Here is a 14,087-nt window from a genome sequence, read left to right as displayed (position 1 = left end):
CATGAGCTGGCGTCCTATGCGGGCTTTCATCGCGGCAGCGGCCGTGCTCACGATGCTGCCCGTCGCGGTTGGCAGCGCGGCACCGCTGTACCCCGAGCCGGATCCCGACCCGTTCTATGCCCAACCGGCCGACATCGCGTCCTACCAACCAGGCGACGTACTCGCCGTGCGTCCGATGCCCGCCCTCGCGACGTTCCCCGACACCACCGTCACGCTCATTCGGTTCCGCTCAACCAGTTCCGAAGGCAAGCCGATCGCGGCGACAACGACTGTGCTGCAACCGAATAACCACGCGCCCGACGCGCCCGTGCTGTCGTATCAGCACATCATCAACGGGCTCGGCAATCAGTGTTCGGTGTCGAAGGTGCTCTACACCGCCGACCCGAACCTGATGGTGCGCGAGTCGGTGTTCTGGAATGTCGCGTTGCGACGCGGCTGGACGATGGCGCTACCCGACCACCTCGGCCCCAACTTCGCTTATGGCGCGGCCAAATTGGGCGGCCAGATCACCCTCGATGGGGTGCGTGCTATCCGCAAAGTCGACGAATTGCGCGTCGCTGGTTCGCGTGTCGCGATGGCTGGTTACTCCGGCGGCGGCATGGCGACCGCGTGGGCCGCCGCGTTGCAACCCACCTACGCGCCCGACGTGGAAATCGCCGGTGCCGCGATGGGTGGCGTGCCGATGAATCTCGTAGCGATGTTGGAAGGCTTGGGTTTTGGTTCGCATCCGGTGTTCGGGCTCGCGCTCGCCGCCGGCATCGGGCTGGAACGTGAGTACCCTGACCGGTTCCCGATCAGCGATCAGATGAACGCGCGGGGCATCGCCGCCCGCGATGCGATTCGCAACGCGTGCACGAACGATATTCTGTCGACCGGTGCCGGGCACGGCATCGGCGAATTCGCGGCGTCGACGTCGATGATCGCCGACAAGCAGGCGCGCGCCGTGGTCGAGGAGAACAGTCTGTCGCTGTATGACGGCGCACCGAAAATGCCTGTCTTCGAATGGCATTCGCCGATTGACGGGCTCATTCCGATCGGCGCGATCCGCGACACGACGCGCCGGTGGTGCGAAGCTGGCGCGGCGGTGACGACGTTTGAGACGCCGGTGCCCGACCACCTCACGGCGGCAGTGCTTGGGTTGCCGATGGCGATGACGTGGATTGACGCGCGACTCAACGGTCAGCCCGCACCGTCGAATTGCTAAGTGATAATCAACAATTCAGTGTCGGAGGCGATTTCGGTGCGCAGTCCCGCTTTGGTCGCGACCCGAGCGACGGCGCGGATATCGGTTGGCTCGGCCCGCGTGAGCACTAACGCGCGGGCGAGCAGGCCCTTGTGATGCTTGTTGAAATGGCTCACCACGGTGCGTGACCCGTCGGGGTGCTCGGTCAGCACGTTCGCGGTGATCGCCCCGGGTACCCGACCTAACTGCTGGTAGGTGCCTGAGCGCAGGTCGATCACCAGTTCGCCCGCCGCTTCGGCGTAGAGCGCGTCGGGCAGCACGTCGCGCCAGATGGCCGAAAGTGTCGGCAGCCCAGGCAGTTTCGTTCCGCCGGAGAGGCGATAAGCCGGGATCGGGTCGCTCGCGCGCACCGCGCCGAACAGGGCGGAGCCGATCCCGAGCCGCGCGTACGCCTTCGCCCGCTGCGGTTTGGTGAACGACGCGGCGTCGAGCGCGTCGTAGAGGACACCGGTGTAACGCTCAAGCGCGGGGCGCGTCGGCGAGGTGCGCAGGGTCGCGTCGCGGGCGATTTCCGCGTCAGCGCCCTTGCCTAACGCGAGCACTTTCGCCGCTTGCGTGGGGTTTGCCGCGAGGGTGACCACCTCGGTGATCAGCTTGTCGCGCACCGCGCTGAGCTGCGGCATCGCCAAATCAGCTAAGTCGAGTGGGCCGCCTGTGCCGCCGTCGGACTTGGTTTCGGAAGGAGGAAGCAGCACCAGCACGATCGTCAACGGTATATGGCTTGCGGCACCCTACCGACCAGGGACTACCCTGTGCATTCGTGATCACCCGCCTCTCCCGCCTGTTCCTGCGCACCCTGCGTGACGATCCCGCCGACGCCGAGGTGCCCAGCCACAAACTCCTGGTGCGCGCCGGCTACGTCCGTCGCATCGCCCCCGGCGTGTACTCGTGGTTGCCGCTCGGTCTGCGCACGCTGCGCAAGATCGAAGACGTGGTGCGCGAGGAAATGGACGCGACCGGCGCGCAGGAGATCTCGCTGCCCGCGCTGCTGCCGCGCGAACCGTACGAGACAACCAACCGGTGGACCGAATACGGCGACGGTCTATTCCGGCTCAAGGACCGCAAGGGTGGCGACTACCTGCTCGGGCCCACTCACGAAGAGCTGTTCGCGCTCACCGTGAAGGGTGAGTACAACTCGTACAAGGATCTGCCGGTCACGCTGTACCAGATTCAGACCAAGTACCGCGACGAGGAACGTCCCCGCGCTGGCATCCTGCGTGGGCGCGAGTTCGTGATGAAGGATTCGTACTCCTTCGACCTCACCGACGAGGGACTCGCCGACTCCTACGCCACGCACCGCAAGGCCTACCAGGCGATTTTCGATCGGCTTGGTGTGCAGTACGTGATCGTCGCCGCGACGTCGGGCGCGATGGGTGGGTCGGCGTCGGAGGAATTCCTCGCCGAGAGCCCCGTTGGTGAAGACACCTATGTGCGCTGCGTTGAGTCCGGGTACGCGGCCAACGTCGAAGCGGTCGTCACCGCGCGGCCCGAGCCGATCGCGATCGACGGGCAGCCCGACGCCGTTGTCTACGACACCGAAAACACCCCGACGATCGCTTCGCTCGTCGCGTGGGCCAACGGTGCCGACATCCTTGGCCGTCGCGTGACTGCCGCCGACACGCTCAAGAACGTGATCGTGAAGTTGCGCCACCCCGACGGCAAGACCGAGATCCTTGGCATCGGCATCCCCGGTGACCGTGAGGTCGATGAGAAGCGCCTCGGTGCGTCGGTTGAACCGGCCGAGGTTGAGTTGCTGACCGACGCCGACTTCGCCGCCAACCCGTTCCTCGTGAAGGGTTACATCGGGCCGAAGGCGTTGCAGGCCAACGGGATTCGCTACCTCGTCGACCCCCGCGTTGTCGATGGCACATCATGGATCACCGGTGCCGACATCGAGGGCAAGCACGTTGTTGGGCTGGTCGCTGGTCGCGATTTCACCCCCGACGGCACCATTGAGGCCGCCGAGGTTCGCGACGGCGACCTGTCGCCCGACGGCGCTGGCCCGCTTGTTTCCGCGCGCGGCATCGAGATCGGCCACATCTTCCAGCTTGGCCGCAAGTACACCGACGCGTTCGACGTCGATGTACTCGGCGAGAACGGCAAGCCCGTTCGCCTGACGATGGGTTCGTACGGCATCGGCGTTTCGCGCATGGTCGCGGTGCTCGCCGAGCAGACCCACGACGAAAAGGGCCTGCGCTGGCCCGCTGAGGTCGCCCCGTTCGACGTGCACGTGGTGATCGCGAACAAGGACGCGGCGGCACGCGAAGGCGCGGAAGAGGTTGCCGCTGGTTTGGACAAGCAGGGCCTTGAGGTGCTGTTCGACGACCGCACCGCGTCCCCGGGCGTGAAGTTCAAGGACGCCGAACTCCTCGGCATGCCGTGGATTTTGGTGATCGGCCGGGGTTGGGCCGACGGCAAGGTGGAACTGCGCAACCGCGCGACGGGCGAGGCAGAAGAAATCCCGGCCGCCGACGCGGTAGCGACGGTTGTCGCGAAGATTCGCGGATAGCGAGCCGGAAGTCCACAAAATGCCGTGCCCCACCGGGGTGCGGCATTTTTTTTCGCTCACGCGACGGAGGCGTGGGCAGTGCCGGACCTACGGCTACGTAACCAAAGGTGCTGGTCAAAACGGTGGATGGGGGCGGGCGGGTTCGGGGCGCTGATAGTTTTGATCCATGACAAGTTCGACGCGGCCACTGCTCCTCAATCCCGCTACCTACGACCCGCAGCACTTTGACGCCGAGACTCGGCGGCTGCTCAAAGCGACCATTGAGTTCTTTGAGTCCAAAGGTAAAGCGCAGCTGCTGAGTGAGGATCGGGCCGCTGTCTGGACCCAGGACTTCATCGACTTCGCTGGCAAAGAGAAGTTGTTCGCGACGTTCCTGACGCCCGCCGCCTACGCCGATGGCGATGAGAACAAGCGCTGGGACGCCGCCCGCAACGCGGCGCTGTCGGAAATCCTTGGCTTCTACGGCCTCGCGTACTGGTACGCCGAGCAGGTCACCATCCTTGGCCTCGGCCCGATCTGGCAGAGCGCCAACGAAACCGCCAAGCGCAAAGCCGCCGCCGACCTCGAAGACGGTCAGGTCATGGCGTTTGCGCTATCGGAGCAAAGCCACGGCGCCGACATCTACAACACCGACCTCATCCTCACCCCGACCGAACCGGGCAGCGCCGACGCCGAAGCGGGCATCCTGTTCCGCGCCAGCGGCGAGAAGTACTACATCGGCAACGGCAACGTGGCGTCGATGGTTTCGGTGTTCTCGCGACGCGCCGACGTCGAAGGTGCCGACGGCTACGTCTGGTTCGCCGCCGACAGCCGTCACGACAACTACCACCTCGTCGAATCCGTGATCCACGGTCAGATGTATGTGAGCCACTTCAAGCTCGACAACTACCCGGTCACCGCCGCCGACGTGCTTCATGAAGGGCCAGAAGCGTTTTCGGCCGCGCTCAACACCGTCAACGTTGGCAAGTTCAACCTCTGCCACGGCAGCATCGGCATGGTCGAGCACTCGCTGTTTGAGGCCATCACCCACGCCAACAACCGCATCCTCTACGGCAACCCGGTCACCGACTTCGGTCACGTGCGCGGCAACTTCGTCGACGCCTACGCCCGCCTCATCGCGATGAAGGCGTTCAGCGACCGTGCCGTCGATTACTTCCGCAACGCCTCCCTCGACGACCGTCGCTACCTGCTTTTCAACCCGATGACCAAGTCGAAGGTGACAACCGAGGGCGAGATCGCGATGACTCTGCTCCTTGATGTGTTGGCCGCCAAGGGTTTTGAGAAGAACACCTACTTCGCCCAGGCGTCGCGCTACATCAACCACCTGCCGCGCCTCGAAGGCACCGTGCACGTGAACGTGGGCCAGATCCTCAAGTTCATGCCGAACTACCTGTTCAACCCCAAGGAGTACCCGGCAATCGGCACCGAACTCGGCGCTGGCGATCAGGAGTTCTTCTGGGCACAGGGCCCCGCGCGCGGTGCGAGCAAGGTGCAGTTCGCCGACTGGACCGCCCCGTACGAAGCAGCGACCGACATCCCGAACGTCGCGCGCTTCTACGAGCAGGCCCAAGCGCTGCGCACGCTGTTGCTCACCGCAGCGCCCGACGCCGCTCAGCAGAAGGACTTGGACTTCATGCTAACCATCGGCCACCTGTTCTCCACGGTGGTGTACGGCCAGCTGATCCTGGAGCAGGCGGAGCTCATCGGCCTGGACCGCGACCTCGTCGCCCAGATCTTCGACTTCCAGATCCGCGACTTCAACACCTACGCCACCGCACTGCTCGGCAAGAGTTCGGTGACCGAGGCGCAGCGCGAGTGGGCAATTGGCGCACTGCGCAGCCCGGTCGCCGACCCCGACCGCTTCACCCGCGTGTGGGAGCAGGTGCAGTCACTCGACGGCGCATACGCGATGCGCCCGTAGCCGCTCGGGCACCTCGGTCGACTTGCGTCGGCCGGGGTGCGCCCGCGCTACGCCTCGCGTCCAGGGAATGCGACGGTCGGCGGGTTCACGCCCAAAATGCTCTGCCAACGCGCACGCCGAATCGCGCATTCGGTGAGCGCCGTCGTCGCCGCGACCCGCACCGGCTCGTCAACCGCCTGCTCAACTACCGTGTACCACGCTGTCGCGCAATCGCTTTCGGCCGCGACGGCCAGGTGTGCGGCCGGGATCGGGTCGTCGACGGGGAACGGGGGCACGTACGCGGCGGCAGCCGATTCGGGCGCGCCCTTGACGTCCATCAGTTCGATCGTCGCGTCGCGTCGCGCCCGGTGCGCCGCGCTGAACTCGCGCACCAACGCGGCCCGGTCGGCATTCGCGTACGCGGCGATCACCCCGTACGCGTAAACGGCGGCGTATTCGGCGTCGAGGGCGTTTTGCAGTGCCGTTCGCTGGTCGGTCATGCGAGCAGAACTCCTGCCTGGGTGGCGCACGAAGCGCTAATCGACGCCAAAAGTGCTGCGCGATAACCGTTTTGGCCGCGCGCGGTGTCGACGGCCTGCTGGCCCGACGCCGTCAACTGCATGCGCAAACTCGCCACAGTTGGTGGCGCGCTTGGGGTTTCGGTCGGCGACGGTGCCGCGGTGCGGTGCACGGGAGTTGTCCCGTCGCCGTAGACGCCAATCACTCGCTCGATTTCGGCACGCAGCGCATCAGCGTGCGCGGTGCGTTCGGTCGCGATGGTGGTGAGCGCGGCTTGTGACTGAGGTGCCGTCGCGATCGCGGCAGTGGCGGCGGCGGCATCAGCGCGGGCCCGAAGTTCTTGCGCCGCAAGCGGATCCGGTGCGTGGATCGAGTCGTCCTCGGCGCACGCACTCAACGCGACAACAACGGGAACGCCGATCGCGCTCGCGCCGAAAAGTCGCAACGCGCCGCGTCGTGGCAGCGACGAGAGACCGAGCGGTCGCCCGATGACGGGCGGGGCGGGATCGCGTAGAGGCACGGACCCATCGTGCCAGACGAGGCGCACCGCTCTCGTCCCCCGCACGCGGATACGCGAATACGACGAGGTCGGCGGCGCTTCTGCGGCGAAGCGAGCGCACCGCACGGCGACAAACTTCACGACACTCACCTGTCCGGTGCGCGTCGACCGTCGCTCGGTCCTTTACACTCTCTGAGCGCGTTACGCTAGACCTTCGGCGTAGAAGTTTCCGATCGCGTCACAACTGAACCAGGAGCCGCCCATATGCCGATGCCGACCGAGGAAAGGGTGAGCCAGCTTGTCGCTGAGCTCGTCGCACGCCGGGGATTCGACCTTGAGGGCGTCGCGATCGCGGCCGCTGGCAAAGATGAGCTCGCGCCGGTTCGGGTGAAAGTGACCGTCGACAGCGACAGTCCCGTTCCCCTCGACACCATCGCCGAACTGAGTCGCGACATGTCGGAAATCCTCGACGCCGCAAACGATTTCGGCGAAAGCGCCTACCTGCTTGAGGTGACGACCCCCGGCGTCGACCGGCCCCTGACCAAGCCGGGCCACTGGCGCCGCGCACGGGGCCGCAAGGTGCGCGTGACCCTGCACCCCGACGCCGATCGCCCCGAAGGCAAAGCCAAGTTCGAAGCGCGGGTTGGCGCGCTCGGCGAAACCGAAGACACTGTCGCGCTCGTCTTGGGCGGCAAAGTCAAGCCCCATCGCATCCACGTGCCCCTCGCTGGCATCGCCAACGCGGTGGTGCAGGTCGAGTTCAGCACCCCGGGCGCGGCGGAACTCGAACTCGCGGGCGGTATCGCCCCCGGCCGACCTGTGCCGGGCGAAACCCCCGCCGACCTCAGCAGCGACAGTAGTGACAGCAGCGACACCGAAGGGGTTGCGGAATGAATATTGAAATCGAAGCCTTGCGGGCGATTGTCGCCGATAAGGGCATCTCGATCGAGACCGTGATCTCGGCGATTGAATCGGCGCTGCTCACCGCCTACCGGCACACCGAAGGCCACGAGCCCAACGCGCGCATCGACATCAACCAGAAGACCGGTGTCGTTCGCGTGATGGCGCGTGAGCTCGACGCCGACGGCAACCTGATCTCCGAATGGGACGACACCCCTGAGGGTTTCGGCCGTATCGCGGCGACGACCGCACGTCAGGTCGTGTTGCAGCGGTTGCGTGACGCCGAGAACGAGAAGTCGTTCGGCGAGTTCGCCACCCATGAAGGCGACATCGTCGGCGGCGTCATCCAGCGCGACGCCCGTGCGAACGCGCGCGGCGTTGTCGTCGTGCGCATCGGCAGCGAAGCCAACGGCGTCGAGGGTCTGATCCCGCCCGCCGAGCAGGTGCCCGGCGAAACCTACGAGCACGGCGACCGCATCAAGGCGTATGTCTACGGCGTCTCGCGCGGCCCGCGTGGCCCGCAGGTGCAGCTGTCGCGCACCCACCCCAACCTGGTGCGTCGACTGTTCGCGCTTGAGGTGCCCGAGATCGCCGACGGGTCGGTCGAGATCGTCGCCGTCGCGCGCGAGTCGGGACACCGGTCCAAGATCGCGGTCCGCTCGACCGTGCCCGGCGTCAACGCTAAGGGCGCGTGCATCGGCCCGATGGGTCAGCGCGTGCGCAACGTGATGAGCGAGCTCGCTGGCGAGAAGATCGACATCATCGACTTCGACGAGGACCCGGCGACCTTCGTCGGCAACGCGCTGTCGCCGTCGAAGGTGGTTTCGGTCACCGTCGTCGACCCCGAAGCCCGCGCTGCCCGCGTGATCGTCCCCGACTTCCAGCTTTCGCTCGCGATTGGCAAGGAAGGCCAGAACGCCCGCTTGGCCGCTCGATTGACCGGTTGGCGTATCGATATCCGCAGCGACGCGGCTGGCGACGCGGGCGAATCTGTCCGCTCGGGAACCGCCGGATGACATGTTCGTAACTTCGGCAGGGGAGGGGTTCGTCGTTATGGCCGGGTCACCGGTAGAGTGGACAGCGGACCGGCCCGCGCAATCCGTTCGAACGTGTATCGGATGCCGTAAGCGTGAGCCGTCTGCCGATCTGTTGCGGATCGTGGCACAGGGCAATGCCCTGGTTGCAGACCCGCGGCGCAGACTTCCCGGACGGGGTGCCTGGCTGCACCCCGTTTCAGCTTGTCTGAGCTCCGCAGAGCGGCGCCGAGCATTCGGCAGAGCCCTACGAGTGTCCGGACATCTGGATATCTCAGCCCTGGCGCAGTACCTCGAGAACAGGCACGAGCACTCATGAGCACACCGTGAAGCACCAACGATGAACGTCCATCGGAGATAACCCGAGGTCGTGCGGGCCACCGCCCCTTACACGGTGGCGCTGCTCGGCCTCTCAGTGAGGAGAGCAGTGGCAGGCAAGGCCCGCGTGCACGAGTTGGCAAAAGAACTCGGTGTCACGTCCAAAGAACTACTCGCGAAGCTCAAGGAGCAAGGCGAGTTCGTGAAGTCGGCGTCGTCGACGGTGGAAGCACCCGTCGCGCGTCGTCTGCGTGAATCCCTCGCATCCAAGTCCGCACCCGCGGCAGATGCGAAGCCGGCTGCCAGTGGTAGCCCGGCCCGTCCCGGCCCGTCGTCGGCCCCGCGTCCGGGTGCAACCGGCGCCAAGCCCACCCCGGGCGGTCCCCGTCCCGGCCCGCGTCCGACTCCGGCACCTGCGGCCCCGGCCGCTCCTGCGGCACCTGTCGCGCCCGCCGCGTCGGCAACCCCGGCCGCGCCCAAGGTGGAATCCACCGACGCGCGTCCCACCCCGGCACCGCGTCCTGCTCCGGCAGCGCCTGCCGCTCCCGCCGCTCCGGCCGCTCAGGCTCCGGCAACCAAGCCCACCGCACCGGGCCCGCGCCCGATGCCGGGTGCTTCGCGTCCGGCCACGCCGGCCGCTGGCGCGCGTCCGGGTCAGCCCGCCGCTGGTGGCGCTCCGGGTGCTCGTCCGGCAGGTCCCGGCCCGAAGCCCGGTCCCAAGACCCCGCGTGTTGGCAACAACCCGTTCAGCTCGGCGCCCGATCGCGAGCGTCCCGCGCCGCGTCCGGCCGCTCAGGGCGGTCAGCGTCCTACCCCCGGTCAGGGCGGTCCTCGCCCCACGCCGGGTCAGGGCGGTCCCCGTCCGGCTCCCGGCCAGGGCGGTCCCCGTCCCGGTCAGGGCCAGGGTGGTCAGCGTCCCGCCGCAGCCGGTCAGGGCGGTCCCCGTCCCGCACCCGGTCAGGGTGGCCCGCGTCCTAGCCCCGGCTCGATGCCTCCTCGCCCCAACCCGGGTGCGATGCCGCAGCGTTCCGCACGTCCCGGCCCCGCGGCCGGTGGTCGTCCCGGTGGCGGCGGTCGTCCCGGCGGCGCTCCCGGTGCCGGTCGTCCCGGTGGCGGCGGTGGCGGTGGCTACCGCGGCGGCGGTGGCGGTGCTCCCGGTGCCGGTGGCGCTGGTGCAGGTGCGGGCGCTCCCGCGGCCGGTGGCTTCCGTGGTCGTCCCGGTGGCGGCGGCGGTCGTCCCGGTGGTCCCGGTGGCCGTGGCGGTGCCGCAGGCGCGTTCGGTCGTCCCGGTGGTGCCCCGCGTCGTGGTCGTAAGTCGAAGCGGGCGAAGCGCGCTGAATACGAGAACATGCAGGCGCCCGCCGTCGGTGGCGTGCGGCTGCCGCGCGGCAACGGTGAGGTCATCCGCCTCGCCCGTGGCGCTTCGCTTTCGGACTTCGCTGAGAAGATCGACGCGAACCCGGCCGCTCTCGTCCAGGCGCTGTTCAACCTTGGCGAAATGGTCACCGCGACTCAGTCGGTGAACGACGAGACCCTCGAGCTGCTCGGCGGCGAGATGAACTACGTCGTGCAGGTCGTCAGCCCCGAAGACGAAGACCGCGAACTGTTGTCGTCGTTCGACCTCACCTACGGCGAAGACGCCGGTGGCGAGGACGACCTCGAGCAGCGTCCGCCGGTCGTGACCGTCATGGGCCACGTCGACCACGGTAAGACCCGACTGCTCGACACGATCCGTAAGGCGAACGTCCGTGAGGGCGAAGCTGGCGGCATCACGCAGCACATCGGTGCCTACCAGGTGCTCACCAACCTCAACGACGAAGAGCGACTCATCACCTTCATCGACACCCCGGGTCACGAGGCGTTCACCGCCATGCGTGCCCGTGGTGCGAAGGCCACCGATATCGCGATCCTCGTTGTCGCTGCCGACGACGGCGTTATGCCGCAGACGGTCGAGGCGATCAACCACGCACAGGCGGCCGACGTGCCAATTGTCGTGGCGGTCAACAAGATTGATAAGGAAGGCGCTAACCCGGACAAGGTCCGTCAGCAGCTGACCGAATACGGTCTTGTCACCGAGGAGTACGGCGGCGACACGATGTTCGTCAACATCTCCGCGCGTGAAGGCACCAACATCGACGCGCTGCTCGAAGCAGTGCTGCTGACCGCGGATGCCTCGCTCGACCTGCGGGCCAACCCCGACATGGACGCACAGGGTGTCGCCATTGAGGCGCACCTCGACCGTGGCCGTGGCCCGGTTGCCACCGTGCTCATCCAGCGCGGCACGCTGCGCGTCGGTGATTCGATCGTGGCGGGCGACGCTTACGGTCGTGTCCGTCGCATGGTCGACGAGCACGGCGAAGACGTCCACGCGGCGTCGCCGTCGCGCCCGGTGCAGGTCGTCGGCTTCACGTCGGTGCCCGGCGCTGGCGACAACCTCATCGTTGTCGAGGAAGACCGCATCGCCCGTCAGATCGCCGATCGTCGCAACGCTCGCAAGCGCAACGCCCTGGCAGCGCGCAGCCGCAAGCGGATCAGCCTCGAAGATCTCGATGCAGCGCTGAAGGAAACTTCGGAGCTCAACCTGATCCTCAAGGGCGACAACTCCGGTACCGTCGAGGCCCTCGAAGAGGCCCTGCTCGGCATCGAGATCGACGACGAGGTGCGCCTGCGCGTCATCGACCGTGGTGTCGGTGGCGTCACCGAGACCAACGTCAACCTGGCGTCGGCATCGAACGCGATCATCATCGGCTTCAACGTTCGCGCGGAAGGCAAGGCCACTGAGCTTGCCAACCGTGAGGGCGTCGACATCCGGTACTACTCGGTGATCTACCAGGCCATCGACGAGATTGAGAAGGCCCTCAAGGGCATGCTCAAGCCGGTCTACGAAGAGGTCGAGCTGGGCCGCGCGGAGATCCGTGCGATCTTCCGTTCGTCCAAGATCGGCAACATCGCCGGTTGCATGGTCACGTCCGGTTCGGTCAAGCGCAACGCCAAGGCGCGCCTGCTCCGCGACGGTCGCGTCATCGCCGAGACGATGTCCATCTCCTCGCTCAAGCGGGAGAAGGACGACGCCACCGAGGTCCGCGAAGGTTTCGAGTGCGGTATGACCGTCACCTACGCAGACATCAAGGAAGGCGACATCATCGAGGCCTACGAGCTCCGGGAAAAGCCGCGCGACTAGGTTTCACGTAGCACGGTTTCACACGCCGCATCCGACTTCGCTCGGGTGCGGCGTGTGGCCGTATTCTCACCCCCCACTCCCAGGAGGAAACCGCTGTATATCGGTGCGCTCGAATTCGACCTGCTCCTCGGCGACGTTCATTCGCTGAAAGAAAAACGATCGGTAATCCGACCGATCCTGGCTGAACTGACGAAACGGTTCGCCGTGAACGCCGCCGAAGCAGGCGACCAGGACCTCCACCGTCGAGCGTTGCTCGGCGTCGTGATGGTCAGTGCCGAACCGAGCCACCTCAATGAGGTGCTCGATAAATGCGAGCGGCACGTCGCCGCTCGACCAGAGATAGAGTTGCTGGCAGTACGCCGTCGGATCTTCGGACCCGAAGACTAGAAGAGGAGGACAGACCCATGGTTGATCAGGCCAGGGCACGCCGACTCGCCAAGCGGATTTCGGCGATCGTCGCTACTGCGATCGAATATGAGATTAAAGATCCGCGACTGCGCTACGTCACCGTCACCGATGCGAAGGTGACTGGCGACCTGCGTGAGGCGACGGTGTATTACACGGTCATGGGCCCCACCATCGACGCCGAACCCGATTATGCGGAAGCGGCGGCGGGCTTGGATAAAGCGCGCGGCATCCTGCGATCGAAGGTGGGCGCTGGCACGGGTGTGAAGTTCACGCCTACGCTCGCCTTCTCCTTGGATAAGGTGCCCGAGGTGGCGCGCGAGATGGAAGAGTTGCTCGCGCGGGCGCGTCAAATTGATGACGAGGTCGCCAAGGTGGCCGCGAACGCGACGCACGCGGGCGATGCTGATCCGTACAAGACCGATCGTGATGATGAGGCTGACGGAGAGTAGTTGATCCGATGACCGGAACACGTGTCGAGCACAAGGTGCCCGACGCCGCTGTTGGTTTGTGCGCGTCGGCGAACTCGGTCACGGTGCTGTGCCATGTGCAGCCCGATGCCGACACGTTCGGAAGCGCGCTCGCGCTAGCGCTGGTGTTTTCTCGACGTGGTGTTCCGGTCACGGTGTCGTTTGCCGAACCAGCTGAACTGCCCGCCTCGCTGCGTACGCTGCCAGGCGGGCAGTTTGCTGTTTCGCCCGCGCGGGTGCCGCATGAAGTTGACCTGTTGATCGTTGTCGACTGTGGGGCGCGCAATCGCCTTGGCGCGCTTGCGGATCGCCTTGGCGGGGCCGCTTCGGTGTTGGTGATCGACCATCATCGGGCCAACGAGGGTTTCGGGACTGTCGACCTGATCGACGAATCCGCCGCTTCCACAACGGAATTGGTTACCCGCCTGCTCGATGCGTGGGGCGAGCCGATCGACGCCGACATCGCCCATTGCCTTTTCGCGGGCCTCGTCACCGACACGGGCTCGTTCCGCTGGGCTCGGCCGGGCAGCCACGCGTTGGCTGAACGCTTGTTGGCCACCGGAATTGACGGTGGGGAGATCACCCGCGTGCTGCTCGACACGCACCCGTTCGCGTGGTTGCCGATGCTGTCGACGGTGCTTTCCACGGCCACAGTTGTCCCCGAAGCAGCGGGAGTCGGCCTGGTGTACGCGGTGGTGCGGGCCGCGGACACGCATGAGGTTGGTCCGGAAGAAGTGGAAAGCGTGATCGACGTGATCCGCACGACGCACGAGGCTGGCATCGCCGCGGTCTTCAAACAGGCTCGCGCGCAACATGATCGGTGGACGGTGTCCCTGCGCTCCCGCGATTCAGCACCTGGTTTAGCTGACGGCGTTGATGTGTCGGCGGTGGCGAGCAAGTTCGGCGGCGGAGGTCACCGCTTCGCCGCTGGGTACACGACGTATGGGTCGGCGGACGAGGTCGTAGCGAATTTGATTGCGGCGCTGGGAAATTAGTTTGTGGCGGGGAGAGAAGCCACGGCGACTCAGGAGTTGTGGGCAGGGGAGGAACTTGGCGTGCACGCTCGCGGGCCCGGCGCTGGGCCGTGCACGCCGCGTCGACGTCGACTC

General features: G+C 66.4%; 13 protein-coding genes. 10 read left to right on the top strand and 3 right to left on the bottom strand.

The window, feature by feature from the left end; translation table 11 throughout:
* The first annotated feature begins 1 nt into the window (after nucleotide 1).
* Nucleotides 2–1,204 carry a lipase family protein gene (locus IEX78_RS06030; RefSeq protein ID WP_373291521.1) on the top strand — a complete coding sequence of 401 codons (1,203 nt, stop codon included), beginning with the start codon at nucleotides 2–4 and terminating at the stop codon, nucleotides 1,202–1,204.
* On the opposite strand, the gene yaaA is transcribed toward IEX78_RS06030, so the two are convergent.
* Entirely contained in the window at nucleotides 1,201–1,944 is a 744-nt protein-coding gene (gene yaaA / locus IEX78_RS06025) for a peroxide stress protein YaaA (RefSeq protein ID WP_188827775.1), read from the bottom strand. The two genes, IEX78_RS06030 and yaaA, sit on opposite strands and share 4 nt — an antisense overlap.
* 59 nt (nucleotides 1,945–2,003) lie before the next feature.
* Here yaaA and IEX78_RS06020 point away from each other — a divergent pair, with 59 nt between their 5' ends.
* Both IEX78_RS06020 and IEX78_RS06015 read left to right on the top strand, forming a co-directional pair.
* Entirely contained in the window at nucleotides 2,004–3,752 is a 1,749-nt protein-coding gene (locus IEX78_RS06020; RefSeq protein ID WP_188827774.1) for a proline--tRNA ligase, read from the top strand.
* Between the two features lie 166 nt (nucleotides 3,753–3,918).
* Nucleotides 3,919–5,673 (top strand): acyl-CoA dehydrogenase family protein, encoded by a 1,755-nt coding sequence (locus IEX78_RS06015; protein WP_188827773.1) that lies wholly within the window; start codon nucleotides 3,919–3,921, stop codon nucleotides 5,671–5,673.
* Nucleotides 5,674–5,720: 47 nt separating this feature from the next.
* Here IEX78_RS06015 and IEX78_RS06010 read toward each other — a convergent pair whose 3' ends face one another.
* Together IEX78_RS06010 and IEX78_RS06005 are read right to left on the bottom strand one after the other, a co-directional pair.
* Nucleotides 5,721–6,152: a ferritin-like domain-containing protein gene (locus tag IEX78_RS06010; protein ID WP_188827772.1), complete on the bottom strand. Its 432-nt coding sequence runs from the start codon at nucleotides 6,150–6,152 to the stop codon at nucleotides 5,721–5,723.
* Nucleotides 6,149–6,811 carry a hypothetical protein gene (locus IEX78_RS06005; RefSeq protein WP_229683733.1) on the bottom strand — a complete coding sequence of 221 codons (663 nt, stop codon included), beginning with the start codon at nucleotides 6,809–6,811 and terminating at the stop codon, nucleotides 6,149–6,151. The genes IEX78_RS06010 and IEX78_RS06005 overlap by 4 nt, the downstream gene beginning before the upstream one ends.
* Before the next feature lie 123 nt (nucleotides 6,812–6,934).
* Between IEX78_RS06005 and rimP the strand changes: the two genes are divergently transcribed.
* The 7 genes from rimP (at nucleotide 6,935) to IEX78_RS05970 (ending at nucleotide 13,973) form a co-directional block, all read left to right on the top strand.
* On the top strand, nucleotides 6,935–7,564 hold the full coding sequence (rimP, locus tag IEX78_RS06000; protein WP_188827771.1) for a ribosome maturation factor RimP: 630 nt from the start codon (nucleotides 6,935–6,937) through the stop codon (nucleotides 7,562–7,564).
* On the top strand, nucleotides 7,561–8,586 hold the full coding sequence (nusA, locus tag IEX78_RS05995; RefSeq protein ID WP_188827770.1) for a transcription termination factor NusA: 1,026 nt from the start codon (nucleotides 7,561–7,563) through the stop codon (nucleotides 8,584–8,586). Before rimP ends, nusA begins: the two co-directional genes overlap by 4 nt.
* Nucleotides 8,587–8,623: 37 nt before the next feature.
* The gene (locus tag IEX78_RS05990) at nucleotides 8,624–8,923 is read left to right on the top strand and encodes a YlxR family protein (RefSeq protein WP_188827769.1); all 300 of its coding nucleotides are present in this window, start codon (nucleotides 8,624–8,626) and stop codon (nucleotides 8,921–8,923) included.
* 108 nt (nucleotides 8,924–9,031) lie between these two features.
* A complete protein-coding gene (infB, locus tag IEX78_RS05985) occupies nucleotides 9,032–12,103 on the top strand; it encodes a translation initiation factor IF-2 (RefSeq protein WP_188827768.1) in 3,072 nt (1,023 codons plus the stop codon).
* Between the two features lie 93 nt (nucleotides 12,104–12,196).
* Nucleotides 12,197–12,490, top strand: a complete 294-nt coding sequence (locus tag IEX78_RS05980; RefSeq protein ID WP_188828266.1) for a DUF503 domain-containing protein — start codon at nucleotides 12,197–12,199, stop codon at nucleotides 12,488–12,490.
* A gap of 17 nt (nucleotides 12,491–12,507) precedes the next feature.
* Nucleotides 12,508–12,960, top strand: a complete 453-nt coding sequence (gene rbfA / locus IEX78_RS05975) for a 30S ribosome-binding factor RbfA (RefSeq protein ID WP_188827767.1) — start codon at nucleotides 12,508–12,510, stop codon at nucleotides 12,958–12,960.
* An 8-nt stretch (nucleotides 12,961–12,968) separates the two neighbouring features.
* On the top strand, nucleotides 12,969–13,973 hold the full coding sequence (locus IEX78_RS05970; RefSeq protein WP_188827766.1) for a DHH family phosphoesterase: 1,005 nt from the start codon (nucleotides 12,969–12,971) through the stop codon (nucleotides 13,971–13,973).
* The last annotated feature ends 114 nt before the right edge of the window (nucleotides 13,974–14,087 follow it).

Source organism: Nocardia camponoti (genome assembly GCF_014646135.1).
Taxonomy (GTDB): Bacteria; Actinomycetota; Actinomycetes; order Mycobacteriales; family Mycobacteriaceae; genus Nocardia; species Nocardia camponoti.
The sequence above is the reverse complement of the archived record's forward strand: the minus strand, read 5'-3'. Positions and strand labels throughout refer to the sequence as shown.